The organism is Rhizobium sp. WYCCWR 11152, assembly GCF_013087615.1.
Taxonomy (GTDB): domain Bacteria; phylum Pseudomonadota; class Alphaproteobacteria; order Rhizobiales; family Rhizobiaceae; genus Rhizobium; species Rhizobium indicum.
This window is the reverse complement of the sequence record NZ_JABFCP010000002.1, coordinates 389,720-415,596: the sequence shown is the minus strand read 5'-3', so window position 1 is coordinate 415,596 and position 25,877 is coordinate 389,720. Positions and strand designations below refer to the sequence as shown.

Genomic DNA, 25,877 nt, shown 5'->3' with positions numbered 1-25,877 from the left:
GGTTTCAGTTGCGCAGGTCTTGCGGCAACAGGTCGGCGGGGAAATTCTGGTAGGCAACGGGGCGCAAAAACCTGCGGATCGACATGGTCCCGACGCTGGTCGCGCCGAAGTTGGTCGAGGCCGGGTAGGGTCCGCCATGCACCATGGAATCGACAACCTCGACGCCGGTTGGGAAGCCGTTGACCAGCACTCTGCCCGCCTTCCGTTCGAGGATTGGCAGCAGGTCGCGGGCAAGGCCCAGATCGGCGTCGTCCATATGGATCGTTGCAGTCAGCTGTCCCTGAAAGCTTTCGGCAAGGGTGAGCAACTTTTCAGGTGAGCCGACGCGCACGACGAGGCCGAGAGGACCGAATACTTCTTCGCTGAGCGAGTGATCGGCAAGCCAGGCCGAGCCGTTGGTCTCGAACAGGTTTGGCGTTGCTTCGCGGCCGTCGCTCTGTGCCGCGAGAACCGGCGCGACGGCATTGCTTGCCCGCATGCGCTCGACACCTTCGTGATAGGCCGTGGCGATGCCTTTGGTCAGCATCGTCTGCGGCGCCACCTTTTCAAGAGCCGCCTTGGCGGCACTGGTGAACTTGTCTGCCTCCGGCCCGTCGACGACGACGGCGATACCGGGTTTGGTGCAGAACTGGCCGGCACCAAGCGTCAGGGAACCGGCCCAGCCTGAACCGATCGCCTCTGCCCGGGCAGCGGTGGCGGCCGGCAGCAGGAACATCGGATTAACGCTGCCGAGTTCCCCGAAAAAGGGGATCGGCTCAGGGCGCTGGGCGCAAAGGTCGAAGAGCGCCCTTCCGCCGGCAAGCGAGCCGGTAAAGCCAACGGCTTTGATGGCCGGATGCGTCACCAGCGCCGTTCCGACATCACGACGGCCACCCTGGATCAGGCTGAAGACGCCGGCCGGCATTCCGGTGCGCTCGATAGCGGCTGCAATCGCCTCGGCAATGATCTCACCTGTGCCGGGATGGGCTGAATGTCCCTTCACCACGACCGGGCAGCCCGCGGCAAGCGCGGCTGCCGTATCGCCGCCGGCCGTCGAGAATGCCAGCGGAAAATTCGAAGCGCCGAAGACGGCGACCGGGCCGATCGGCCGCTGCACCAGACGGATCTCGGGCCGCGGCGCCGGCTGCCGATCGGGTTGGGCCGCATCGATCCGAGCGTCGAGATGCGCGCCCTTGCGGATATGGTCGGCAAACAGTCTGAGTTGGCCGGTGGTGCGAGCGCGTTCGCCGTTGAGCCGGCCCTCCGGAAGCCCGGTTTCCTGCGTTCCGATGAGGGTGACGGCCTCGCCGCGCTTGTCGATCTCCTCGGCGATTGCCTCGAGGAAAGTGGCGCGCTCCTCGCGTGTCGTTGCCGAAAATGCTGCAAAAGCAGCTTCGGCGGCGCGGCAGGCGCGGTCGACCAGTTCCGTTGTGCCGACAGCGAAGTCACGTGCCTGCCCATGCGCCGGCTCTGACCGAAATGTCGTCGTTCCGGCAATCCATTCGCCGGCGATGAAATGCTTGCCTGAAGGGGTCCAGCTCATTGTTATTCTCCTCGGCGGAGCCTTGCTCCGTCCTGATTCCGTTGTTCAAGATGCGCCGCCTTAGCGGCCATTCACCTTCCGCCATTCGGCAAAAAGCGTCAGATTGCTTTCGTCGGTGGCCGGGTAGAGGCCAATGATCGTGTGACCTTGCTTGACGCGTTCCGTCACGAAATCCTCGTAAGCGGTCATCTCCACCGCTTCATCGGCGATCTCGTCGGCAATCTCCGCAGGGATGACGATCACGCTGTCATCGTCGCCAACCATGATGTCGCCCGGGAAGACCGCCACATCGCCACAGCCTATCGGCACATTGATGTCGATTGCCTCATGCAGCGTCAGGTTCGTCGGGCTGGAGGGACGATGGTGATAGGCGGGGATATCGAGGCCGCCGATCGTCATGGCGTCCCGGAAGCCGCCATCGGTGACGACGCCGGCGCCGCCGCGCATCATCAGGCGGGTAATCAGGATGTCGCCGGCAGAGGCTGCACGCGGATCCTTGCGGCTGTCCATCACCATAACAGAGCCTTCCGGGCACGTCTCGATAGCAAGCCGTTGCGGATGTTTCGGGTTCCGAAAGACGTTCATTGCATTGCGGTCCTCGCGCGCCGGCATGTAGCGCAGCGTAAAGGCCGGTCCGACCATATTGCGGCCCTTCGGCTGCACCGGCCGAACATCCTGGACCGTCTGGTTTCTCAGGCCACGCTTGAACAGCGCTGAACAGAGCGTCGCGACGGAGACACCCATCAGCTTTTCACGGGTTGCGGGGTTCATGTTTCTCTCCTCGTTCTCATTCAGACGCCGAAACTGCGGGTTTCCACGGTCCAGTCGCGGGCTTTGCCCGCCAGGCTGCAACCAAGCCCCGGACGAGCCGGCACGATCATCCGGCCGTCCTTGATTTCGAGTTGTTCGTTGAACAGCGGCGCCAGCCAATCGAAATGCTCTACCCACGGCTCATGCGCATAGGCAGCCGCCAGGTGCAGATGGATTTCCATGGCGAAATGCGGCGCCAGGCGCATGCGTTTCGCCTCGGCGTGTGTGCAGATGCGCAAAAAGGGTGTGATGCCGCCGACACGCGGCGCATCCGGCTGAATGAAGTCGACCGCATCGGCCTGGATCAGCGCCATGTGCTCGTCGGCGCTTGCCAGCATTTCGCCGGTGGCGATCGGCGTGGCAAGTTCGCGCGCCAGCGCCGCATGGCCCTCGGCGTCATAGGCATCGAGCGGCTCTTCGATCCATTCGAGGTTGAGCGGTTCGACCAGCCGGCCGAAACGCAAGGCCGTGGTGCGGTCCCATTGCTGGTTTGCATCGACCATCAGCGGGACACGGCCATCGATATGGCTGGTCACCGCATCGAGCCGGCGAAGGTCGATCATCGGGTCCGGCTGCCCGACCTTGATCTTGATGCCGCCGATACCGGAGGCGATCGAGTGATCGATGGCATCGCGGATTTCCTCGACAGTCGATGACAGGAAGCCGCCGGAGGTGTTGTAGCAGGCGACACTGTCGCGATGGGCGCCAAGCAGTTTTGCGAGCGGCAGGCCGGCGCGTTTCGCCTTCAGGTCCCAGAGGCAGATGTCGATGGCGGCGATTGCCTGGGTTGCAATGCCGGAGCGGCCGACCGAGGCCCCGGCCCAGCAGAGCTTGTCCCAAATGCGCGCGGTATCGTTGGGATCTTCGCCAATCAGGTTGTCGGCAAGCTCGCAGGCATGTGCATAAAGGGCAGGTCCGCCTGCCCGCTTCGAGTAACTGAAACCGAGCCCATTATGGCCAGCCTCGGAGACGATCTCGCAAAACAGAAAGGCCACCTGCGTCAGCGGCTTCTGCCGGCCCGTCAACACCTTGGCATCGCTGATCGGCCGCGCCAACGGCAGGTAAACGAGCGACAGGGTGACCGATCGGATAGCGTCCAGCTTGGACGGACCGGCAGCGAAGCCAGCCTTCGGAGGCTGTGCGGGAATCGTACGTCGATCGGGATCAAACATCGTGGTGCCTCAGTTGATTGCCGGTTCCGGCGTCTTGCCACCGAATTCCGTGGTCAGGAAATCAAAGTCGCAGCCTTTGTCGGCCTGCTCGATATGGCCGGAGAACATGAAGCCGTAACCGCGCTCGTAATGCCGCGTCGGCGCCACCCAGGCGGCCCGCCGCGCTGTGATCTCTTCTTCGGAAACCAGCATATTGAGGCTGCGTGCCGGAATATTAAGCTCGACCATGTCCCCTGTTCTCAGCAGCGCCAGAGGCCCGCCAACATAAGATTCCGGTGCGACATGCAGCACGCAGGCACCGAAACTGGTTCCGGACATGCGGGCGTCCGAGATGCGTACCATGTCGCGCAAGCCGAGCTTCAACAGCGCCTTCGGCATCGGGATCATGCCCCATTCCGGCATGCCCGGCCCACCCTGGGGGCCGGCGTTGCGGAGCACGAGAACCGTGTCCGGCGTTAATGGATAGTCGGGATCATCGATGATCTTCTTCATCTCCGCATAACTGTCGGCGACCAGCGCCGGGCCGCAATGGCGATGGAATTTCGGGTCGCAGGCCGCTGGTTTGATAACCGCGCCATCGGGACAGAGGTTCCCCTTGAGCACGGCCAGCGAACCTTCGTGATAGACCGGGTTCGACAATGGCCGGATAACGTCGTCATTGTAGATCTTCACCTGGTCGAGACCATCCAACAAGGGTTTTCCCGTCACGGTAATCGCGGTGGGATCCAGTTTGTCGCCGAGCTGCTTCATCAGGGCGCGCAGGCCCCCTGCATAAAAGAAATCCTCCATCAGATAGGTCGAACCAGAAGGCCGGATGTTGGCGAGAACCGGCGTCGTGCGACCGATGCGATCGAGATCATCGAGCTCCAACGGGACACCGGCGCGGCGGGCCATGGCAATCAGGTGAATGATGGCATTGGTGGAGCAGCCGGTCGCCATGGCGACCGTGACCGCGTTGTCGACGGCCGCCGGAGTGATGATCTGATCCGGCGTCAGATCCTCCCACACCATGTCGACGATGCGGCGGCCACAGGCCGCCGACATGCGCTGATGGTTGGCGTCGGCCGCGGGGATCGAGGATGCGCCCGGCAGCGTCAACCCCATAGCCTCGGCGATCGCCGTCATCGTCGACGCCGTGCCCATGGTCATGCAATGGCCGTAACTGCGGGCGATCCCGCCTTCTATGCCCTGCCACTCCTCCTGGGTGATCGTGCCGGCACGCCGCTCGTCCCAGTATTTGAAGCCGTCGGTACCGGAGCCTAGCGTCTTGCCGGCATAGTTGCCGCGCAGCATCGGGCCGGCAGGGAGATAGACGAAGGGAATGCCCATGCTGACTGCGCCCATGACCAGGCCCGGTGTCGTCTTGTCGCAGCCACCCATCAGAACGGCGCCATCGACAGGATGGCTCCGCAGCAGTTCCTCGGTCTCCATCGCCAGCATATTGCGATAGAGCATCGTGGTCGGCTTGACGAAGTTTTCGGAAAGGGAAAGAGCAGGCAGTTCCATGGGGAACCCGCCCGACTGAAGAATTCCGCGCTTCACCCATTCGGCGCGTTCACGGAAATGCATGTGGCACGGCTGCGCATCGGACCAGGTGTTGATCACGGCAATGATCGGCTTCCCCTGCCAATCCTCCGGCGCGTAACCCATCTGCATGGTCCGCGACCGGTGGCCGAACGAGCGCTGATCATCCGGCAGCATCCATCGGGCGGACCGCAATTGCTCGTAGGTTTTCTTCGCGGTCACGGCTTTCTCCCACCTTTTCGCTTGCTTATCTCAGCGTTTGCACCAACTGATATTTTAGTTTGACATATATATCAATGGAAAGTTTGCATTCTTGTGCATTAGGTCGTGCAAAGCTATGAATGGAATCGAAAAGGACGCCTCACATGAATTCCCAGTTCGCCTCCACATTTGGCCTGACTGCGCCCGGCTTTCCGGTCGTCGCCGGCAGTACGGTCCAGCGGGTCTATGATGATCTGCGAAAGCGGATCATCACCATTCAGCTGCCGCCGGACACCACTCTGTCGCGCACCGAGCTCACCGAGACTTATGAAGTCAGCCAGACTCCCATTCGTGACGCATTGCAGCTTCTCAAACAGGAGGGTCTGGTTCGCATTTATCCGCAGTCCCGCACTGTGGTGACCAGGATCGACGTGCTGCAAATTTACGAGGCGCATTTCCTTCGCGTCGCGCTGGAATCGGAAGTCTGCCGCCGCCTCGCGACCGATCCGGATCCGGATCCAAGCGTCATCACCCGCGCCCGCTCGATCATCAAAATGCAGTCGGCGGTCGCCGACGACGCCGATCAGATCGCGATCTTCCAGGAGCTCGACGAGCTCTTTCACCAGACATTGTTCGCAGGCGCCAAGCGCAGCAGCCTGCATCAGCTGGTTCGCGAGCGGTCCGGCCATCTCGAGCGCATTCGTCGTCTGCATCTGCCCGAAAAGGGCAAGATCATGAGCATCCTCGAGGGTCACCACGCCATCATCGACGCAATTGCCGCCCGCGACGAACAGGGTGCCGTCGACGCGATCCGTGAGCATCTCAGCCAGACCGTCGCAAAAGTCGAAGAGCTCAGGAAGGAGTTCCCGGATTACTTCGTCTGAACCTGCCGCGTCGCGGGTTTCAGTCGGGGTCAATTGACCGGCGTCAGCAGCGGCCTGCCTGCGAAGAAGGCGGCAAGGTTGTCGACCGTCAATTGCGCCATCCTGTCGCGCGTTTCCTCGGTACCGCTGGCATGATGGGGATAGAGCACGACGTTGTCGAGCGCTGCGAAGCGCGGATCGGGATTGGGTTCGTTGAGGTAGACATCGATGCCGGCCGAGGCGATCCGCCTTTCCTGCAAGGCCTTAATCAAGGCCGGCTCGTCGACCACGGTGCCGCGGGCAATGTTGATGAAGCTGCCCGTCGGTCCGAGCGCATTCAGCACGTCTGCCGAAATCAACCCTTCGGTCGAGGGCCCGCCAGGGGTTGCGACGATCAGGATATCGGCCCAGTCCGCCAGTTTGACCGGTGTGTCGAAATAGGTAAAATCGTTGCCGGCTTTCTTCGTCCTTCCATAATAGCCGACCGTCAGCCCGACAGCTTCGCATCGCTTGGCAATCGCCATCCCTATGCGGCCGAGGCCGACGATCCCGGCCTTCTTGCCCGACGTCGACGTCGTCAGCGGCATCATGCCCTTCTGCCCCCAGTCGCCGGAGCGCACATAGCGATCGCCTTCCGGCAGGCGCCGTCGTGCCGCCAGCATCAGAAGCAGTGCCATGTCGGCAACGTCGTCGCAAAGCACCTCCGATGTGTTGGTGAGCTTGATGCCGCGCCGTGTCATCGCCTCGACATCCATCTGGTCGTAGCCAGCCGAGGAACAGGCGGCGAGCTTTAATGCCGGCAATTTCGAAAGCAGGGCTTCGTCGATCGTCACATGGCCGTTGCAGACCAGTGCGGAAGAGATCGGGCCGGCTTGCTGCAAGAGAGCATCCCGCTCTTCGCCTTTGACAAGATCGAGCCGGTGCAGCGTATAGGTCTCCTCCAGCATTGCCATCTGATGGGGCCGGAGCGGATAGGCGACGATGACATCGGGCTTCATGCGGAAACGAGTCCTTCCTGTAGTTGGCGGGCGGCGCGTCGGGTGGCCTGGATTTCCGGATCGGGATCGAGGCTCGCGGCAAGAAGCGCCTGCGTGTAGGGGTGGGAGGGCGCGTTGAAGATCTGTTCCACCGGCCCCTCCTCGACAATCTCGCCGGCCTTCATGACAATGACGCGATCGGCGAAATCGCGAACCACCGGCAGGTCGTGTGCGATGAAGAGGTAAGACAGGCCGAATTCGCGGCGCAGGCCCTCAAGCAGGGCAATCACCTGTGCCTGGATCGACACGTCGAGCGCGGAAACCGCCTCGTCGCAGATGATCAGTTTCGGCTCCATAGCCAGCGCCCGGGCAATCGCGATGCGCTGGCGCTGGCCGCCGGAAAACTGATGTGGATACCGATCGGCCATATCCGGTTTCAGGCCAACCTTGACCAGCAACTCGGCCACTCTCTCCTTCCACCTCGCTTTCGGCAGGATATCCGGGTGAATGACCCAGGCCTCCGAAATCAACCGGAACACGCTCATCCGCGGGTTCAGTGACTGGGTGGGGTCCTGAAAGACCATCTGCAAATCGCGACGCAGCCCGAATATTTCTCTCGGGGTCATCGCAAGCAGATCGTTGCCGCGGTAGAGAACCTGGCCCTCCTGCGGATCATCGAGCCGAACGATCGCCCGGGCAAGGGTTGACTTGCCGGAACCGCTCTCGCCGACAACGGCAACCGTTTCGCCGGGCATGATGACGAAATCCACGCCCTTCAGCGCCTGGAATGCGCCAAAACTCTTTTTCAAGCCAATGGCGCGCAGCAGCGGTTCGCCCTGCCGGTCACGCTCCTGGGCCATCGCACCCTTCCCCGGTGCGGCAGCAATCAGCTTCTTCGTATAGGCGTTCTGCGGGTTGCGATAGACTTCGGCCGCATTGCCGGTTTCGACGACACAGCCGGAATTCATCACCACGACCCGGTCGGCGATCTCGGCAACGACGCCCAAATCGTGGGTGATCAGCAACAGGCCCATGCCGGTTTCCTGCTGCAACTCCTGCAGAAGTTCGAGCACCTGCGCCTGCACGGTAACATCAAGCGCGGTGGTGGGTTCATCCGCGATCAGGATATCGGGCTTGCAGGCAATTGCCATGGCGATCATCAGGCGCTGCCGCTGGCCGCCGGAGAACTGGAACGGATATTTTCGCATCGCCGCCTGCGGATCGCTTATGCCGACGCGCCCGATCAATTCGAGCGCCCTCGCGCCAGCGCGTTCCGCCGACTGACCATGCGTCGTCATCATCTCGGTGATTTGCCAGCCGACCGGATAGACCGGATTGAGGTGGGCGAGAGGGTCCTGAAAGATCATGGCGATCTTGGCGCCGTTGATCGAGCGCCGCTCCTCGGGCGTCATTTTCAGCATGTCGCGGCCGTTGAGGAGAATGGTGCCGCTGGTGATCTTGCCAGGTGGCATGTCGATCAGGTTCATGATCGCCGAGGCCGACACGGACTTGCCCGAACCGCTTTCCCCAAGGATCGCCAGCGTCTCGCCGCGATCGAGATGCCAGCTGACATCCTGCACCGCCTTGACGGTCCCGCTGGCGGTGTGGAACTCGACCGAGAGGTCACGCACTTCCAAAAGATGTTCAGCCATTTTTCCTGCCCCTCATTTCAAGGCGCCAGCGTTGCGTCGGATCGAGTGCGATACGCAGCCAATTCGACAGAAGGTTCAGCGACAGCGTCGTCAGAATGATTGCAAGGCCCGGCCAGAAGGAAAGCCACCAGGCATTGGTGAGATAGGGTCGTCCTTGAGCAACCATAAGACCCCAGGTGATCTCAGGCGCCTGAATGCCGATCCCAAGGAATGACAGGGAGGATTCCGCCAGCATGACGAAGGCGAAATCCAGCGTCGCGATGGTCACCAGCGTGGGGAAGATCACCGGCAGGATGTGATGGAAGATAATGCGCCAGTACGATGCTCCCATGACCTTCGCCGCCTGCACGAACATCCGCTCGCGCACTTCCAGCACTTCGGCGCGCGTGGTGCGCAGATAGATGGGAATGCGGGTGATCGCCAGGACGAGGACGATATTGGTGACCGAGGGCTCGAGCATGTAGAGCACGATCACCGCCAGAAGCAGCGACGGAAAGGACATGATGACGTCGCCGAGGCGCATGATCCATTGAGCCGCGGAGGAGCGGCTGTAACCCGCCACCAGACCGAGCGCCGTACCGACGACGGATGATGCGAGCACGGCTGCCGCGGCAACCAGGATGGTATTTTGCGCCGCCACGATGACGCGGGCAAGAAGCGGCCTGCCCAGCGCATCGGCGCCGAGGACATAGAGCAATCCGCGGGTGATATCGAACGGCGGCGCGTTCCGGCCCCGCAGGTTCTGCTTGGTGGCGATGGCCTCCAGCAGGAACGGGCCAAACAGCGCGCAGAGCAGAACGATCAAAAGGAACAGAGCCGCGAAAAAAGCGAGCTTGTCCGCCCACAGCATCGTCAGCCAGCGCCCGATCGGGCTGTTTGGTTTTTTCTCGGCGAGGATTTGTGTGTCGGCCATCGTCATCGCTCAATACCGGATGCGCGGATCGAGCAGCGCATAGGCGATGTCGATCAACAGGTTCATGATGAAGATCGCGAGTGCCGAGACCATGATGACGGCCAGCACGACGGCGAAATCGCGAAGCAAAATGGAATCGATCATCAGCTTGCCGATGCCCGGAAAACCAAACACCGTCTCGACGACAACGGCGCCGTTCAAGATGGCTGCCGCCTGGTCGCCGATGACTGTGATCACCGGCAGCATGGCGTTGCGCAGTCCATGAATGAAGATGATCGAGTTCGAGTGGACCCCCTTGGCGCGGGCCGTCTTCACATAGGCGGAAGACAGAACACTGATCATCGAGCCGCGGACCACCTGCAGGATCAGGCCGAAAGGCCGGATGAACAGCACGCTGACCGGCAGGACCCAGTGCCAGAAAGTTCCCGTTCCCGATGTCGGCAGGACATGCAGTTTGACGGCGAAAATGACGATCGCCACGATGGCCAGCCAGAAATCCGGCGCCGCAGCGCCGATCAGCGAGAAGAAAGTGGCAAGACGGTCGAAGACGCCGCCGACACGAAAGGCCGCCAGAGAACCGATGACGATCGCGGCGACCGTGACCAGCGCCATGGTGATGGCAGCCAGCCAGAAGGTCCAGACGAAGGCCTCCAGCACGACATTCATGGCCGGACGGGCCTGTCGCAGTGACTGACCGAAATTGCCTTGGGCAAGATCCGAGACATAACGGCCGAACTGGATGATCAACGGATCGTTGAAACCGTTCATCTCACGGAATTGCTGGCGCATTTCCGTGGTCGCATCGATCGGCAGATAGAGGTCGGTCGGATCGCCCGTCAGCCGGGAAAGGAAGAACACGATGACGATAAGCACCACGAGTGATACGCCACTGGCGATCGCGCGCTTGCCGATGAAACTCTTCATGCCACTCCTCCCGAGTGAACCCCATAGGGGCCGTGATGTCCGGTTTCGTCTTCGTCTACGCTGCCTGTCATACCCCTCCGGCAATAGGCACGGCTCGACGACCAGTCGCTACAACTGAAATATTAGTGCATCTAAAATTTTTGTGAACCCCAAAAATGATCAGGGCTTATCAACCGGCGGCTTGCGTCGCCATGTCACGCCGCGGGTTCCAATAATGGCCGCGCCGATGATCACCGCCGCGCCGATCCAAGTCTGTGCGGCCGGAACTTCCGCGAAAAATGAGAAGGCCATGAGGGCCACGACGGGCAGTCGGAGAAAGTCGAGCGGTGCCAGAACGCTTGCGGCCGCCATACCGAAGGCGCGTGTGATCAGCGTCATGTTGAGTGCGCCGAGTGCCCCTTGCATGGCAAGCAGTCCGAGTTGGCTCCAGCTTGGCATTGACCAGACCGGCAGCATGACGATCAGGCCAAGCGGCACCGTCGCTATCAGATTCCATGCAACCAGCCGGTCGGCGCTATCCCTCAATGCCATGCGCCGCAGCATCAATTGGCTGGCTGCCGTCAAGACCGCTCCTGCCAGCGCAAAAAGCAGCCATTGGTCGAAACCGGACGCTCCAGGGCGAATGATGATCATGACGCCGATAAAACCTGCGACAATGCCGGCCAAGCTGGAGATGCCGACATGTTCCTTGAGCACCAGCCACGCACCGAGAACGAGAAACATGGGCATGGTGAAATTGATCGCCGTCGCATCGGCGAGTGGCGCGTGCGCAAAGGCGACGAACAAAGCAACCAGTGAGGCAAGCTTCAGACCCGCACGCACGACATGCAGGACACGATAGGGAGAGGCTTTCAGGTCGACCCGTGACACGATCCAGGGCGTGACGACAAGAAGTCCGAAAAACGACCGGAAAAAGCCGATCATCAATGGATGCACGTCACCGGCCAGCAAACGCACAATGACTGCGTCGAGACTATTTAAAAAAGCGGCGGCCACCATTAAGCAGACGGCAAGGCCTGTGCGACCAGGCTGCATCACACTTCTCCTGATCGAACAAGGGTGAACCCTGCTATATCGACCATTCGATACAGCTGCGCGTTGAACCGGCAATCCATTGGAAATAAAGCCTTCCTGGCGTGTCTGCTTATCTCCCGCTCCCACGGTTTGCCGCGGCTGAGACCACTCGTTCTCACCAGGGGCCGGCAGCATCCGTTATCTCCGGCGCGGATTAACGGCTTTATCTCAATCCATCAGCCGCCGTCCACACGGACAGAGCGCATTGCGTACAGGGCCGCCCTCGCCCCCGCTAGTGGATCACTCCGTTCGTTTTCGCCCGGTTCGAGAACTGGTGGACGAGCATGATCCCCTGCTCAAGGAGCAACTCGGCCGCCTGCAGATCGCGTGGCGTCAGGTCTCCGGATAGACCGCGAATCGTATTGGCGACGCAGATGGAGTTGGCGACGAAGCGGGCGTCGCCCTCACCTTCAGCCTCCTCGGCCGTTGCTTCCAAGGCGTCGGCGACGGTGTCGAGCAGGCTCGAGCGTTCGACGAGCGTCATGTCGTTCAGGGTTTTGGAAATGCCGTTCATAATTGTCTCCTCGCGTGTGCTCAAGGCGGATCGCAGCTCCGTTTTCTCGATTTCAGTGACGTGGCGGTGACTGTCAGATAGGCTGGCTGTTTTCAGAAGCAACTCATGGCTGCCGCGCGCCTGACGCATGAGTGAAGCGAGATCGGACGGCTCAATCAATAATTTCGGGCCGATCATTCCAGATGCGTCAGGAGGTCGGCAATCATCGGTCGCTGCCCTTTCAACAGCTTTATGGCTGCGTTGGGCGGGGAAAACCACCCCGCGCGATCGACCTCCTGAAAGCTCTTTACCTGGCCCGACCGTGGTGGCCATTCCATTTCAAATTCGGAACTCTGTATCGAATTCACGTCCAGTACCGGATCGGCTTCGATCGACCACGCAACAACCATCTTTCCGCCAGGTTGTCGGTATTCGCCCAACGGCGTGAACCTGCCATCGACTGCTACACCCAGCTCTTCGGCAGTTTCCCTTATTGCCGCCGCGAGCTCATCTTCTCCAGGTTCGATCAACCCCTTCGGGATCGACCACGCAGCCTCGTCTTTCCTGGCCCAGAAAGGGCCGCCCGGATGGACGAGAAGCACTTCGATGTCCCTGGAAACACGCCGGTATAGCAGAAGTCCGGCGCTACGGATTGCCATCGCCTTGTGCCCTTGTTGTGTCGATCACGAGGCCAGGCATTCCTCACAGATGCCGCAGCCGTCATCGTCCATCCACTGACGCCGGCGCTTACAGCAAAGGCAAGCACGACTATCGGGTTGTTCCTTCGTGTCTTCCGGTGGAATGATCTCGATCGTCGTGTCGATTAGAGTGTCGGCCACAAGTTCCGCCATCTCGTTGCTCCATCAGTCTATTCTAAATAAGATAGGAGCGGCGATCGATACCGGCAAGCTCTCGACGCCGGTCGGAGCGGCAAATGGCATTCCGAACCACATTTGGCGATCTCAACATCGAACGCTGGGCCTTCTTGCGACAAGTGGTATAGTTAAATTTCGGTCGTCTACCTAGACGATACGACAAAGGAATTGTTCCATGGGAGACCAGAAGCGCCCGCTGCAACCAGGAGAAACCGCCCCGGCCTTCGCACTGGCCACGGCCAACTTCGACGGAACGGTCTCTTTCGCCGACTTGAGCGGTCGCCCGTTCGTGATCGGGTTCTTTCGCGGGCTGCACTGCCCGTTCTGCCGGCGCCAGCTAGAGCAGCTTGCCGGCGTACAGCCGACCCTGCGCTCCGCCGGGGTGGAGACTGTTGCCGTGATCAACACGCCGGTGGAACGTGCCCGCCTGTATTTCCGCCACCGGCCGACGCCGATAACGCTTCTGTGTGACCCGGATTGCCGCACGCACCGGGCCTACGGTGTGCCGCATGGCGAGTTCCTGCCCGAAGGAAGCTGCGAGCAGCCCGAATGGCCCTATGGCGCAACGATGGCGCAATTCCAGGCGGCACGCATCAACCCCACGGGCGAGCTGCCGGAACCGCTGCACCCGATGGAAGCCAACACCGTACTCAACGCCAAGGACGGCTTCGAGCTTGACGAAGTCGATAATGCGATCTTCGCGAACCACGCTACCCAGCTCGTCGGGCACTTCCTGGTCAATGCGAACGGCACCATCGGCTGGGCACAAATCGAGGCGCTCGACGGACCGAACAGCCTCTCCATCTTCCCGACCGCGGCGGAGATCATCGCCGCCGCTGGCAGCCTTGGACGCTGACCTGCAGCGAACCATCTGCCAGCGTTGGCGAACTGTCCGGAAAAATTGGCACGTTACACGGACCTTAACCGTTTTTCGGTTTTTGCGTCGAACAGATGCAGTTTACTGAGATCCGGGGTAATGACGATCTGGTCGCCGGCGCGGAGATCAAGGCGCTCTCTTACCGTTGCAACGAGGTGATCGGCGCCAAACTTCGTGGTTATCTGGATCTCAGCACCGGTAGGCTCGACGAGAACGACCTCAGCGGCAACAGGGCCTTGTCCGATTGCGAGATGTTCAGGGCGAATGCCGTAGATAAGCTGCGCGCCGCGTTCCAGTGACGCTGCTTCCGGCAGCGGCAACCTGCCTCCGCCGTCCGCGATCAACTCCAGCGGCCCCGAAGTGCTGACCTGGCCTCGAATAAGGTTCATCGCCGGCGAACCGATGAAGCCCGCCACGAAAAGGTTTGCCGGCCGGTCGTAGAGATCGAGCGGCGAGCCTATCTGCTCGACGAAGCCGTCCCGCATCACAACAATCCGATCGGCCATCGTCATGGCCTCGATCTGGTCGTGGGTGACGTAAATGGTCGTTGTCTTCAGTCGCTGATGCAGTTGCTTGATTTCCGAACGCATCTGGACACGCAGCTTTGCGTCTAGGTTCGACAATGGTTCGTCAAACAGGAAGACCTGCGGATTTCTGACGATGGCACGGCCCATCGCCACACGTTGGCGTTGGCCACCCGACAGATTTTTCGGATATCTATCGAGCAGATGCTCGAGCCCCAGAATTTCAGCGGCCTCTCGAACACGTTGCCTGGTCTGTTCCTTGGGTGCTTTCGCCAGCTTGAGCGAAAAACCCATATTCGCCTCGACTGTCAGATGGGGGTAGAGCGCATAGGACTGGAAAACCATCGCAATATCGCGTTCTTTTGGCGCGACATTGTTCACGACCTTGCTGCCGATCGATATCCGGCCAGCTGAAATCTCTTCGAGGCCGGCGATCATTCGCAACAATGTCGACTTCCCGCACCCGGACGGACCGACCAGGATCACGAATTCGCCATCTTGGATATCAATATCCACCCCATGCAGAACTTCGAAGTGACCGTAGCTCTTGCGGGCATTCGCCACACTTACTGACGCCATAACTTTCTCCGGCTGAATGTTGATATCTTCGGGACGCAGCCGCTCGTCTGACACGGCTGTCGATTGCTTATCGGATTGCCGTGGCGGCTGAATAAGGCGCCAATGCCGCGTCGATCGCAGCAAGGCAGAGTTCGCGGGCCTTCGGAGCGACCCGCTGTGACACCACGTCGGAATATAGTCGGCCGAGATATTGGCTGATCAGAGTTTCGGGGATTTCATCGGGGAGCCGGCTGAACAATTCGCCGACCGCGGCGGATGCTCGAGGATCCGGCCAGTAATAGCGAATTCGATCACTATAGCTGAAATGCCGTTGCAGTCGCTCCTCATCGGGACTGCCGCCATAGTGGCCCGTCCAGCTTGCCGGCTGCTCGACCATGATTTTTTCCATGGCGGTCACCAGTCCGGCTCGTTGGGTCCTCCCGGCAAGCACATCAGCGATCGCATCGAGACCGTACAGCGCTTCGCGCAGCGCGAAAGTCAGCCCCGGCCCGACCTTGAGGATTGCAAAGCCGCCGTCAACGAGAGCAGACAAGGCTTCGGCCGGTTGGTAGTCGGTGGAATGTGCTTCGAAAACCAAGCCGGGCATGTCGTTCAGCGAACGAATGAGGCTCTTGGCCCGTTCAGGCTTGTAGAGCGCCACGTCCGTGTTGCCAAATTCCACGCCCGGCTGAACCACGATCCCAATGACCCGCTCCATTGCCGACGCCAAACCTGCTTCGGCAAAAGACGCCCGGTGAACCGCCAGCGTTGTCATCGCCGCATCGGCCCGGGTAATTTCGATTTCATCGAGTGCGTGCGTTGCACCACCTGGAGGCGGCACCTCGGTTCCGATGATATAGACCGGCGGACGGCGGCCTGAACGAAGAGCGGCCTCCTCGGCGACCTTTGCCAATCGAGCAGCCCGCGCCGCGGTCAATTCGTCATCGAGCGCCGTTGGTTCACCGGCACAGCCCATCGACGTGTCCAGGTGAATCTTTTCAAACCCAGCCTCGACATAGGCCGTCACCATAGCCGCGGCGCGCAGCATCGCCTCTTCGGCCGCCAATTTTCTCCATGGGTTGGGACCGAGGTGATCGCCTCCCAGGATGATGCGTTCGGCTGGAAAGTCAGTCGCTGCGGCGATGTCCTCGATGAACCTGCGAAAGTCCGCCGGCGTCATCGCGGTATAGCCGCCCTCCTGATTGACCTGATTGCAGGTGGCTTCGATGAGGACCGCCCGGTGCTCCATGCCGGCACGCCGAAGCGCTGCCTCGATGACCAGCGGATGCGCCGAGCAGACCGAAGTGACGCCATGGGGAAAAGGCAGGCTTCGGGCACCGAAAAGCTTTCGCAGCGCGATCTGCCGGTTCTCTTCGATCGACGTCATGCGAGCGTTACAACCTTCGTCAGGTGACGGGGAGAGACCGTGTCGATTTGCCGAGCCTGCGCGGCGCGTTCGCCGAGGACCTGCAGCGCCGGAAGGACAACGAGACCCGCAAGCGACAGATCGACATCGACGGCCAGTTCCAGATCGCCTGGACCACCCACACCGATGACGACCGCGCCTTTTTCTCTCAGTTCTCCCACCAGTTTCGTCTCCGCCTCCCTTTGGTCGGAGCTGTACAGCATGACCGCAACGGTCTTCCCGTCAACGAGGCTGATCGGCCCATGCCGGTATTCCAGCGGATGGAAAGCCTGGGTCATGATCTGGCTCATTTCCATGAGCTTGAGCGCTCCCTCCAGGGCGACACCGAAGAGGGGGCCTCCACCGAGAAAGACGAAGTGCGACCGGTCGGCGATAATTCCAGGAAGTGCGGCATCGAGAGCGCTCGCCAGCTGGCGGGCGGAATTCACGACAGAGGCGGGAACCTTCTGCCCGATCATCTGCAAACCGAGAAGGACCATGAGACTCGCGGATACCGTCATGACGATCCCTTCGTCCGGATGGGTTTCGGCCGCGACCATCCGATCGCAATTTTTCGCCAGAGAGCTTTCCGGTTCGACGGTTATCGCCGTCACGAAGGCGCCGGCGGCGCGGCTTGCCTTTGCTGCGGCGACTGTCTCTGTCGTCTCACCGCTCCGGGAAAGTGCGACGACGTGCGTGTTGCGCCACTCCGGCCAGAAGGCCGAGGGGCGGTTTTGCCATTCGGCACCGGGCACCGCGATTGCCTTGCGTCCGGCCATATTGGCATAGGCTGCTAGCGCAAGCGCCAGATTGAAGGACGTGCCGCAGCCGACGAAGACGAGCAGCTCCGCCCTATCGGCAGCTGAATTCGAGCCGATCGCCTTCTCCCAGTAGGGAAATTGCTCGAAAATGACTTTTTCGGTCGTGTTCATGAAGTCTCCGATTATTTGACTGAACCAGCCAACAGGCCGCTGACGAGGTAACGGTTGAGGAAAATGACGACGAGGGCGGGGATGACGATGGCGATCGAGCCGCTCGCTGTGATGAGCCCGTAGTCGATGAAGTTCTTCGTTACGAATTCCGGGATCAGAACCGTTAGCGGCTTCGTTGCCTGCGGCGAAAAAATGAGCGGCACGAGATACTGTCCCCAGGCACCAAGAAAGGTGAGGATCGCCGCGGCCGTCAGACCCGGTCCGGCCAGCGGCAGGACGATATTGAAGAAGATGTAGAGCCGGCCGGCTCCGTCGAGTTGTGCCGCCTCTTCCAGTGCGATCGGAAGAGCTTCGAACACGCTTCGCAGCAGCCAGAGCGACAGGGGCAGGAAGGCTGAGACATAGATCAGCGAAACACCCAGATAGGTATCGACGAGATGCAGCTTGATCATGATCTGATAGAGCGGGATCAAGACAGCGTAGGCGGGAATGGCCAGGGTCGCGACCACAGCGACAAAAAGCGCTTTGCGGCCGGGAAACTGAAGCCTGGTGAAGGCGTAAGCCCCAAGAGAGGATATTGCGACGCAAAGCAGCGTGGCAGCGATCGATGTCACCACGCTATTGAGCAATGCGGCACGGAACTGTTTGAACACCTCCACACCCCCGATCCGGGCGATATTGATGCCGAGCAGCCGGGAGTAGTGATCGAGCGTAAAGTGCTGCGGAAAGAAGTTGATCGGTCGGGTCGAAAAGTCTTCGCTTGGCGTAACCGAACTCGCGATGGTCCAGTAGATCGGCCCCAGAGACCAGATCAACAGGACGACGACACCGGTCCAAATCATCATTCGATAGGCAATAGTGGATCTCATCAGTCGAACCGTGTGTTGCGATAGACACGAAGGACGTAGACGAGCGAAATCAGCAGAGACACGAGAGTGATCACGACCGATAGCGCCATGCCATACGAGAAGCGGAGGTTCTGGAAGGTTTCGAGGTAGATCTGGACGAGCACCGATCGGGTCTCGAGGCTGGCACCCGCCAGAACCCAGGCCTCGTCGAAGAGATTGAAAGCGTTCACGGTTGCGTTGGTCATGGCGACAGCGATCGCACTGCGAACCAGCGGCAGGGTTACCCATCCGAACATCTGAATGCGCGTGGCTCCATCGATCCGCGCAGCCTCATAGAGATGAGCTGGGATACTCTGCATCGCGGCAAGGACGATGACGATCGTCAAGGGCATCATGCGCCAGACGTGGACGATTGTTACGGCAACGATGGCGCTGGTGCGATCGTTGAACCAGACGTGATTTTCGAAGGGGAGCCCGAGCGCCGAAAGAATACCGTTCAACAGGCCCGCGCCAGGTTGATAAATCCAAAGCCATATGACCGAGTTCACAACACCGGGCAGCGCCCAGGGCAAGATCACTGCTGCGAGCACCCACTGCCGCCCGACCTTGATCTGATTGATGAGAGCAGCGGCAAGAACGCCGAACACGGTTTCGGCGACGACGGCCAGAACAACGTATGTGAGCGTGTTGCTCCAGGTGGTCGCGAGTTGGCCATCCGACAGCATTCGGCTGTAGTTTTCCAGGCCGATGAATGGCGTGCCGGCCTGCATGGGGTTGACCCTGTGCAGGCTGTCCCAGACGGTTCTTCCCATCGGGTAGAAGACCAAAGCTGCCATCGTGATAATGATGGGCGACACCAACAGCAAGCCGAGTGTGGTGTCGGCGTTGAAGCCGACCCCACGCTTGCTCGTGGCCTCTTCGGACGCCAAAGCTGTCATTGCGCCATTGCCTGCTTGGCGGCGGAAGCAATAGCCTCCATCGCCTGGTCGACGCTCATCTGTCCCTTGGCAGCGCTATTGATTGCCGTGTTTACACCGCTGGAAAATTGCGGATACCAAGGCGGCGTGCCTTGCGGGAACAGCGGCTCAACCGTCTTCGACTGCGCCACGAGAGCGTCGCCGCTGTTCAGCTTTCCGGACTCGTTCAGTTCGGAAAGCGCCGACGTGCGTGTCGGCAGGAAGCCGTTCACGGCATTCTTCTTCTGAAAGTCCTTGCTGGTAAACCATTTGACGAAGGCGATCGCCGCCTCCTTGTTGGGAGAGACATTTGGAATAGCCAGCGCTTCTGGAAGGCCGAAACTGCGCGTTTCACCGCTTGCCGTCGGTACCAGGATCGCCTCTACCTGGCCGGCGACTTTCGACTGCTTGGGATCGTTCATCTGGCCAAGACGACCAGGCTCACCGGAGATCATGATGCTGGTGATGCCCTGCGCGAACATGCTCTCATTGATCTGGCTGTCCTTCAGGCCGGTAGACGCCGGATCGACCAGCCCTTCCTTGAGGAGCATCAGCTCGAAAGCAAGCGCCTTGTAACCAGCCGAATCCGGCGAGGTGAACAGCGGATTGAAGTCCTTGTCGAAGAGTTCGCCGCCGAAGGCCTTGGTCAGCAAGTACCAGCTCGTTGACGCGCCTTCCGTCGCTGAGACCGGCAGGCCGATCGGATACTCGACAATGCCCTTTTCCTTGATCTTCTTGGCTGCAGCGACCAGGGCGTCCAATGTTTTCGGCATCTCGGTGATACCTGCATCCGCGAAATGCTTCTTGTTGACGAGCATCACCCGGAAGTCGTTGGTGTAGGGAATTCCCAATAACTTGCCGTCAACCGTGAAGATCTTGGCAACGCCGATATCCTTCACCGTGTCGGCGTCGATCACGTCGTTGAGCGGCATATACCAACCGGCCGCGCTGAACTGACCGGTCCAGGACCAATCGAATTCGGTCACATCCGCTGGCGCTGTACCGGCAACCAAGGCTGTCACCAGCTTCGGGCGGATGTCGTCCCACGACAGGGTCTGCAGGTCGACGTGAATGCCGGTTTCGGCTTCGAAGTCAGAGGCGATGTTCGGTCCCTGCGGCGATGGCATGAGCACCGTGATCGACTGACCGGCAAGCGGCTTGGCGTCCTGGCCAAGAGCCGGTGCGGCGATTGCCAAGGCCGCCGATGCAAGTAGAGGCAAGATCAATTTATGCATGTTCCCATCCTTCATTATTCTTGAGCTCAATTCACTGGGATGTGCGGTCACCGCCTTCGGCCGTGGCCACGATTTGCCCGAACCAGCCGTCGTCCAACGGCCAGTCGAGAAGTTGGGCGGCAGCCAGGAGCGCGCCGCCAATCGGGGGAAGTTTCGGCAAAACCGTAGGCCTGCCGATTCGCCGTTCAAGCGCCTCCAAAAGAAGCCGGCTCGAAAAAGTACCGCCGGCATAGGTCCAGTCGGCATCCGGATCACAGTGGCCGGCAATTGCCTTATGATGCTTCGCGAGTTCATCGGCGGCCTGCTCGATCAAGCCGACCGCTCCTTTGTCGCCGCCAAGTGCGATCTGATCGACGAGGGTCGAAATTGCTGCAATGTCCGCCCGTGCATTCGCCAGGGAGCTGGCCCAATCGCCGAGCCCATTCATGGGATTGCTCAAGTCGATGCCAAGGTGGTCAAACAGAGCCGTTGCGAGAGCTGTTGCCGGAGCGCGCCCGTCCAAGCTTTGGCTGACGAGATTGAGCGCCCTCTGCCCGATCCAATGGCTGCTGCCCTCGTCACCGACGAGATCTCCCCAGCCGCCGGTCCGCGCCGACTGGCCTTTGGAATTGCGCGCCCATGCCATTGAACCCGTGCCGGAAAGAATGAGGATACCCGGCTCGCCCGCAAAAGCACCGAGGTGCGCCGCGTCGACGTCGTTGAGGACGCGCCGGTGGACGTTTGGGAATAGGCGCTCGATCGCATCCCGCTGTAGAGCCGAAAGGCGTTCGACCTCCCCGTAGGCGGGCAGTGCTGCGGCGACGGCCGCCAGATTTCCTTCATCGCGAAAGGGAAGGAGATGCTGCTCCAGCTCCTGGAGCCAATTCGGATTGTCCATGGGATTGACCCCATGGCCGCGGGAACGCCGCAATATCCGCCCACGCTTGTCCGCGAGGGCAACCAGCACCTTGCTTCCGCCACCGTCGATGCCGAGGATCAGCGCGTCGCTCACTCTTTCGCCCTCAGATCCGCGATTGTTGCGTCGACGCCGAAGTTGACGAGTTCCTCGCGCCAATGCCGCGAAAGCCCGGAATCGGTAATGACTTTCGCAGTGTCCAGCGGCGCGACCTTGTAAGTCGCCATGGTTCCGAATTTCGAGGAATCGGCCAGGACGAAACGATTGGCCGACCGAGCCAGCATGCGCCGGTTGAGGCTCGCTTCCGCACTGTCCACGCTGTAGATCGCACCGTCGGAGCTGATGGCGCTGGCGCCAAGAAAGAGCTGGTCGAACCATAATGTTTCCAGCATTGCCTCCGCCTGAGGTCCGACAAGCGACGCATTCTCGCTGCGCAGCTGACCGCCGAGAAGCACCACTTCCAAATTCGGAATATTCAGGAATTCCTGCGCTACCGTTAGGCCGTTGGTGAATATCCTGAGCGGCATGGGGTTGATGCGAACGAGGCGCGCAAGCTGCAGGACGGTGGTTCCCGCGTCGAGAAAGATTGCCGTACGCGGATGAAGCAGGTCGTAGGCCGCGGTGGCAATCGCCCGTTTGGCCGATAGATGGCGCTTTTCGCGCTCCTGAAATGCGACCTCAACCGACGATCCTTCGGCAATGCGCGCTCCACCATGCACGCGATCAATGGCGCCCTCCTGCTCAAGAATCTGCAGGTCTCTACGAACCGTGGCAAGCGATGCTCCGATCGCATCGGCAAGCGCCTGAATGGTCGAAAAGCCGTTCGCGTAGAGGTGGCTGCGAATGGCATCCAGTCGATCGACCTTCACTCCAACTGCCTGGCTCAAAGACAACTCCCTCTGGATCCTTCCCCAATTTCGATCACATTTTCATTTCAAATGATCAGTGTCAATCAATTTTCTGACGTTTTTTGATTTATTGGAATGAAGGCTGGAATGAAAAAGACGCGCCGTGAATTCACGGCGCGCCTAAACGAATGAACTGCCATGCGCTTCTGGCTGGCTTATCCACGGGATCTCACTGATATCTCGGCAACAAATCGCCGTGTGCATCGATCAGGTCGTCGACAAGGTGCCAGATTTGGTCTGGAGACAATTCCGCAGACGTATGCGGATCGAGCAGAGCGGCTTGGTAGATGCGCTCGCGGTTTTTTGTCAGAGCCGCCTCGACCGTCAACTGCTGAACGGAAACGCTCAAGTTCATGACGGCGGAAAGCTGAGAGGGGATCCGACCGACCCGGACCGGCTGAATTCCATTTCTGTCGACATGGCAAGGCACTTCCACAATGCATTCATCGGGCAGATTCTCGATCAGGCCGTTGTTTGGAACATTGCCGTATATCAGCGCCGGGTTGCCAGTGACCGCGGCATGAATGATGCCGGCCGCGTATTCGTTGCTGCGGCACACCTCGATCGGTTTGTCGCCTTCCAGTTCTTTGCGCAGGGCATGCCACTCTTCGATCTGCACTTCGCAGCGCCGGATGTATTCGTCCAGCGGAATATTGAGCTGATCGATCAGATCCCCTCGTCCCTCCTTGATGTACCAGGAGGTATATTCGGAGAAATGCTCGCTGGATTCGGTGACGAAGTGGCCGAGCCGTTTGAGCACATCGAACCGCACCCGATCGTCCGGCGGAACGCGGCCATCGGCGGCGAGAGCGTTCAGTCTCGGATAAAGGTCTTCCCGCCGTCCATCGCTATGAACTTTCTCATATTTCAGGAAGAAGGCGACGTGATTGATGCCAGCCGAAACGTAGTTCACGTTGGCAATGTCCTCTCCGAGGCATTGCGCGAGATGCCCGGCTGTATGCTGCACACTGTGACACAGGCCGACGGTGCGGATTTCCGGGGCCAGATCCTTGATCGCCCAGCAGTTGATGGCCATCGGGTTGACGTACTGCATCAAAAGAGCCTGCGGGCAAACCTCCTGCATGTCTCGGCAGATCGCCTCAAGGACTGGTATCGTCCGCAAACCGCGGAAAATGCCGCCGATGCCAAGGGTGTCGGCGATCGTCTGACGCAAGCCGTATTTTTTTGGAATGTCGAAGTCCGTGACGGTAGCCGGTTTGTAGCCACCGACCTGCATCATGAGGATGACGAAATCAGACCCGCGCAGCGCCTCTCGCCGGTCGAGCGTGGCGTCGATCCTGACGTTTGAAAGCTTAAGCGACTCGCAGATCCGGCGAGCGACGATCTCTGACGTCTTCAGTCGCTCTGGATCAATATCGAAGAGACTGATGACGTAGTCGCCGCCTCTCTGCGAGGATAGGACATCTCCCAGAATGTTCTGTGCAAAAACGGTGCTACCAGCGCCTACTAGGCAAATCTTCGGCATTGCAATCTCCCTATCGGTTGTGATTGCTTACTGCTCCTTCTAGATCAGAATTTCTTCCTGACATCGGCCTATTAATTCCGGAATTCGAGTCTCAGACACATGAAACATCTCCAAAGCCGCGGCGAATGGATTGGATCCCGAGGGGAGTTCCTGATCGAGCGTCACATCGCTGATGCGATGGCCGCACCGCATTGGCACGACCACGTTGAAATAAACCTGCTCATGGCAGGCCAGATGACCTACCTCTTTAATGGAAGGCAGGAACAGGTGGAGGCCGGCCGCTTGGTTTTATTCTGGGCTGCAATTCCGCATCAGACGATCGCTGTTAGCGAAAATGCGCCGCTGGTATGCGTCTATCTTCCCCTTATCGATTTCCTGGGTCTGCCGGTGGACAGGAAAGCAAGGCAGTCGATCATGCAGGGGAGATTTCTGGCGCAGGCAAATCAGGAAACGATGGATGCGTTGACCCTCCCACGATGGGAAAAGGAATGGCAGTGCGGTAGTGCGGCAAGACGGAAATTGGTTGTGGAGGAAGCACGACTGCGAATACGACGTCTGATCCTGGACAATGCTGAAAGCGACAATTCGCCAACCCATGTTTCTCCGACATCGTTGGCCGGCCAGGCAGTGCGACACGTCGAGCTGCTGATCGACCTCATCAATTCCCGCTATGCAGATCCGGTAGGCGTAGCCGATCTCGCAAAACTCGCTGGCATGCATCCAAGCACCGCCAACAGCGCTTTCCGAAAGATTTTGGGAATATCAGTCAACGAATACCTGACCCGACATCGGATTGCCCGGGCGATGCAGCGACTGACGGACACGGAGGATCCGGTCCTCCAGATCGGTTTTGACTGCGGGTTTGGTTCCAGCAGTCGCTTCTACGAGATTTTCAAGGAGCGAACGGGGACGACCCCCCGTCATTTCCGAGAAGCGGTGAACTCCAAGAACACTCCGGCGCCTTGACGAATGGTCCGCCGGAAAAACTATTTGATCTGTTCGACTAGCGTGCGTCTACAAGGCAACGTTCTCTTCGCCGTCATGATCGCCTGGTCGGCACGTGTTACGGCTTCGGCCCCAGCCTGTTTCCCAGATCATCCCCGGTCACAACGCGCCCTGCGGCGACGGGACGCCGACGCGAATGGCCTGCGAAAAAATCGGCGAAAGACCGTCGTCGTGCGCCCTTGCAGCGATGTGTGCGGCCGACCGAAGTTGCGACAAGGGAACGGAGGTGTCCAGCGCGCGCCGGTCATAGGCGTATTCCGGCAGGTATCCGTTGACGACGAGGCGCCAGTCCATCGGCACGGCGTCGCCTGCGACGCGCATCATCTTGACGATGGTCGTCGTGCAGTTGGTCGTCAGCGAATTGTAGAAGGCGGGCGTGGCCGCAAGGGCGTTTGCGTCGGAGACGTACTCGCGCAGAAGAAGCCTCGCAGCTGCAGGCGACGCCCTCAGGCGGTAGATCTGGACGTCCTCACCGCGAAAATTGGAGCGGAGGCCGATCACATCTCTTTCGTCTGCGGCGAGGATGACTAGAGGGCTGTTTTTGAAGAGGTCCGCCAGCGGCGAGAACGTGCCTCCAGAAAGGCGACGCACTTCGATAGACCACGCCATATAGCGGCCGTCGTCGAAGCCGAAGCTCATGATGACATGCGCGATGGTCGGACCTGACCAGTACGACATGAACATGTCGACGGTCTTCAACTTGTTCAGGTCATAACTGCGCTTCGTCCATCGTTCCGTGAAGTCGGTGGCGCTGCGCCACTCGAAATCGCGGACATTTGTCAGCGTCAACAGATCACCGTCGAATTCGCCGGTGACCTGACGAGCGACGTCCGGAGCCCACGCTCCATTTGCCTGCGGCTCGATAGTGCTCCACCAGACGAGGACAAGGACGAACGCGGCCCCAAACGCGAGGACCGCACGAAAGCGCCTTCTGCCAAAGAGCGCCACGACGACGGCGGCGCCAAAAAGCCCGAACAAGATGGCGCTGGCTTGCCTGCCGACCTCGGGCAACGGCAAGCGGTACCAAAGCGCCAGCGACGACCAAGCCGATGCAAAGACGACAAGCAAGACGAGCACTGCAATGGCGATCGCACGGGCCGGTCGAATCATTTTGCTTTTCCAAACGAGTTTGAAGCGTTCGTCCTGATCGTTGGACCCTATCGGTTTCCGGACACGAAGCCCAGAACCTATCCGAAGCGACAGGCCGCCGGATCCTCCATTTTGGTATGGCTTGAATTCCGCTGGCGT

The 25,877-nt window shown here is 60.1% G+C and carries 25 protein-coding genes; 3 read left to right on the top strand and 22 right to left on the bottom strand.

Features of this window, described 5'->3' with window-relative positions:
• Positions 1 to 4 precede the first annotated feature (4 nt).
• From G9X67_RS02210 to araD, 4 genes are read right to left on the bottom strand one after another with little or no spacing between them, the layout of a single operon-like run.
• Complete coding sequence (locus G9X67_RS02210) at positions 5 to 1,522, bottom strand: aldehyde dehydrogenase (NADP(+)) (RefSeq protein WP_171597924.1); 1,518 nt, start codon at positions 1,520 to 1,522, stop codon at positions 5 to 7.
• A 60-nt stretch (positions 1,523 to 1,582) separates the two neighbouring features.
• A complete protein-coding gene (locus tag G9X67_RS02205; protein WP_138333031.1) occupies positions 1,583 to 2,293 on the bottom strand; it encodes a ribonuclease activity regulator RraA in 711 nt (236 codons plus the stop codon).
• A gap of 20 nt (positions 2,294 to 2,313) precedes the next feature.
• A complete protein-coding gene (locus G9X67_RS02200; protein WP_171597923.1) occupies positions 2,314 to 3,504 on the bottom strand; it encodes a mandelate racemase/muconate lactonizing enzyme family protein in 1,191 nt (396 codons plus the stop codon).
• 9 nt (positions 3,505 to 3,513) lie between these two features.
• Positions 3,514 to 5,250 carry an L-arabinonate dehydratase gene (gene araD, locus G9X67_RS02195; protein ID WP_171597922.1) on the bottom strand — a complete coding sequence of 579 codons (1,737 nt, stop codon included), beginning with the start codon at positions 5,248 to 5,250 and terminating at the stop codon, positions 3,514 to 3,516.
• Between the two features lie 143 nt (positions 5,251 to 5,393).
• Between araD and G9X67_RS02190 the strand changes: the two genes are divergently transcribed.
• On the top strand, positions 5,394 to 6,113 hold the full coding sequence (locus G9X67_RS02190; RefSeq protein ID WP_138388954.1) for a GntR family transcriptional regulator: 720 nt from the start codon (positions 5,394 to 5,396) through the stop codon (positions 6,111 to 6,113).
• Between the two features lie 29 nt (positions 6,114 to 6,142).
• Here the strand turns inward: G9X67_RS02190 and G9X67_RS02185 are convergent, their stop codons facing one another.
• From G9X67_RS02185 to G9X67_RS02150, 8 genes are all read right to left on the bottom strand, one after another.
• Positions 6,143 to 7,090 (bottom strand): 2-hydroxyacid dehydrogenase, encoded by a 948-nt coding sequence (locus tag G9X67_RS02185; RefSeq protein ID WP_138333038.1) that lies wholly within the window; start codon positions 7,088 to 7,090, stop codon positions 6,143 to 6,145.
• On the bottom strand, positions 7,087 to 8,721 hold the full coding sequence (locus G9X67_RS02180; RefSeq protein ID WP_138388956.1) for an ABC transporter ATP-binding protein: 1,635 nt from the start codon (positions 8,719 to 8,721) through the stop codon (positions 7,087 to 7,089). The genes G9X67_RS02185 and G9X67_RS02180 overlap by 4 nt, the downstream gene beginning before the upstream one ends.
• Positions 8,714 to 9,640: an ABC transporter permease gene (locus G9X67_RS02175; protein ID WP_171597921.1), complete on the bottom strand. Its 927-nt coding sequence runs from the start codon at positions 9,638 to 9,640 to the stop codon at positions 8,714 to 8,716. Before G9X67_RS02175 ends, G9X67_RS02180 begins: the two co-directional genes overlap by 8 nt.
• Before the next feature lie 3 nt (positions 9,641 to 9,643).
• The gene (locus tag G9X67_RS02170) at positions 9,644 to 10,558 is read right to left on the bottom strand and encodes an ABC transporter permease (protein ID WP_171597920.1); all 915 of its coding nucleotides are present in this window, start codon (positions 10,556 to 10,558) and stop codon (positions 9,644 to 9,646) included.
• Between the two features lie 159 nt (positions 10,559 to 10,717).
• Positions 10,718 to 11,593, bottom strand: coding sequence for a DMT family transporter (locus G9X67_RS02165; RefSeq protein ID WP_171597919.1), 876 nt, complete (start codon positions 11,591 to 11,593; stop codon positions 10,718 to 10,720).
• A gap of 271 nt (positions 11,594 to 11,864) precedes the next feature.
• Complete coding sequence (locus G9X67_RS02160) at positions 11,865 to 12,323, bottom strand: hypothetical protein (RefSeq protein ID WP_171597918.1); 459 nt, start codon at positions 12,321 to 12,323, stop codon at positions 11,865 to 11,867.
• Positions 12,320 to 12,784 carry an NUDIX domain-containing protein gene (locus G9X67_RS02155; RefSeq protein WP_171597917.1) on the bottom strand — a complete coding sequence of 155 codons (465 nt, stop codon included), beginning with the start codon at positions 12,782 to 12,784 and terminating at the stop codon, positions 12,320 to 12,322. Before G9X67_RS02155 ends, G9X67_RS02160 begins: the two co-directional genes overlap by 4 nt.
• Before the next feature lie 24 nt (positions 12,785 to 12,808).
• Entirely contained in the window at positions 12,809 to 12,976 is a 168-nt protein-coding gene (locus tag G9X67_RS02150) for a hypothetical protein (protein WP_171597916.1), read from the bottom strand.
• Between the two features lie 199 nt (positions 12,977 to 13,175).
• Between G9X67_RS02150 and G9X67_RS02145 the strand changes: the two genes are divergently transcribed.
• Positions 13,176 to 13,856: a redoxin domain-containing protein gene (locus tag G9X67_RS02145; protein ID WP_138333046.1), complete on the top strand. Its 681-nt coding sequence runs from the start codon at positions 13,176 to 13,178 to the stop codon at positions 13,854 to 13,856.
• Between the two features lie 53 nt (positions 13,857 to 13,909).
• On the opposite strand, the gene ugpC is transcribed toward G9X67_RS02145, so the two are convergent.
• From ugpC to G9X67_RS02100, 9 genes are all read right to left on the bottom strand, one after another.
• Complete coding sequence (gene ugpC / locus G9X67_RS02140) at positions 13,910 to 14,980, bottom strand: sn-glycerol-3-phosphate ABC transporter ATP-binding protein UgpC (protein ID WP_138333125.1); 1,071 nt, start codon at positions 14,978 to 14,980, stop codon at positions 13,910 to 13,912.
• Between the two features lie 67 nt (positions 14,981 to 15,047).
• Positions 15,048 to 16,346, bottom strand: a complete 1,299-nt coding sequence (locus G9X67_RS02135; protein WP_171597915.1) for a D-tagatose-bisphosphate aldolase, class II, non-catalytic subunit — start codon at positions 16,344 to 16,346, stop codon at positions 15,048 to 15,050.
• Positions 16,343 to 17,296, bottom strand: coding sequence for an SIS domain-containing protein (locus G9X67_RS02130; RefSeq protein WP_138333050.1), 954 nt, complete (start codon positions 17,294 to 17,296; stop codon positions 16,343 to 16,345). The genes G9X67_RS02135 and G9X67_RS02130 overlap by 4 nt, the downstream gene beginning before the upstream one ends.
• Positions 17,297 to 17,307: 11 nt before the next feature.
• Complete coding sequence (locus G9X67_RS02125) at positions 17,308 to 18,141, bottom strand: carbohydrate ABC transporter permease (RefSeq protein ID WP_020486869.1); 834 nt, start codon at positions 18,139 to 18,141, stop codon at positions 17,308 to 17,310.
• Positions 18,142 to 18,164: 23 nt separating this feature from the next.
• Entirely contained in the window at positions 18,165 to 19,082 is a 918-nt protein-coding gene (locus G9X67_RS02120; RefSeq protein ID WP_171597914.1) for a sugar ABC transporter permease, read from the bottom strand.
• Positions 19,079 to 20,335, bottom strand: coding sequence for a sugar ABC transporter substrate-binding protein (locus tag G9X67_RS02115; RefSeq protein WP_128459253.1), 1,257 nt, complete (start codon positions 20,333 to 20,335; stop codon positions 19,079 to 19,081). The genes G9X67_RS02120 and G9X67_RS02115 overlap by 4 nt, the downstream gene beginning before the upstream one ends.
• 31 nt (positions 20,336 to 20,366) lie before the next feature.
• Positions 20,367 to 21,326: a BadF/BadG/BcrA/BcrD ATPase family protein gene (locus G9X67_RS02110; protein ID WP_138388962.1), complete on the bottom strand. Its 960-nt coding sequence runs from the start codon at positions 21,324 to 21,326 to the stop codon at positions 20,367 to 20,369.
• Complete coding sequence (locus G9X67_RS02105; RefSeq protein WP_138388963.1) at positions 21,323 to 22,117, bottom strand: DeoR/GlpR family DNA-binding transcription regulator; 795 nt, start codon at positions 22,115 to 22,117, stop codon at positions 21,323 to 21,325. The genes G9X67_RS02110 and G9X67_RS02105 overlap by 4 nt, the downstream gene beginning before the upstream one ends.
• 190 nt (positions 22,118 to 22,307) lie before the next feature.
• Positions 22,308 to 23,624, bottom strand: a complete 1,317-nt coding sequence (locus tag G9X67_RS02100) for an alpha-glucosidase/alpha-galactosidase (protein WP_171597913.1) — start codon at positions 23,622 to 23,624, stop codon at positions 22,308 to 22,310.
• A 99-nt stretch (positions 23,625 to 23,723) separates the two neighbouring features.
• On the opposite strand from G9X67_RS02100, the gene G9X67_RS02095 reads away from it, so the two are divergent.
• Positions 23,724 to 24,590: a helix-turn-helix domain-containing protein gene (locus tag G9X67_RS02095; RefSeq protein ID WP_138333060.1), complete on the top strand. Its 867-nt coding sequence runs from the start codon at positions 23,724 to 23,726 to the stop codon at positions 24,588 to 24,590.
• Positions 24,591 to 24,728: 138 nt separating this feature from the next.
• On the opposite strand, the gene G9X67_RS02090 is transcribed toward G9X67_RS02095, so the two are convergent.
• The gene (locus G9X67_RS02090; RefSeq protein WP_171597977.1) at positions 24,729 to 25,739 is read right to left on the bottom strand and encodes a DUF4105 domain-containing protein; all 1,011 of its coding nucleotides are present in this window, start codon (positions 25,737 to 25,739) and stop codon (positions 24,729 to 24,731) included.
• Between the last annotated feature and the right edge of the window lie 138 nt (positions 25,740 to 25,877).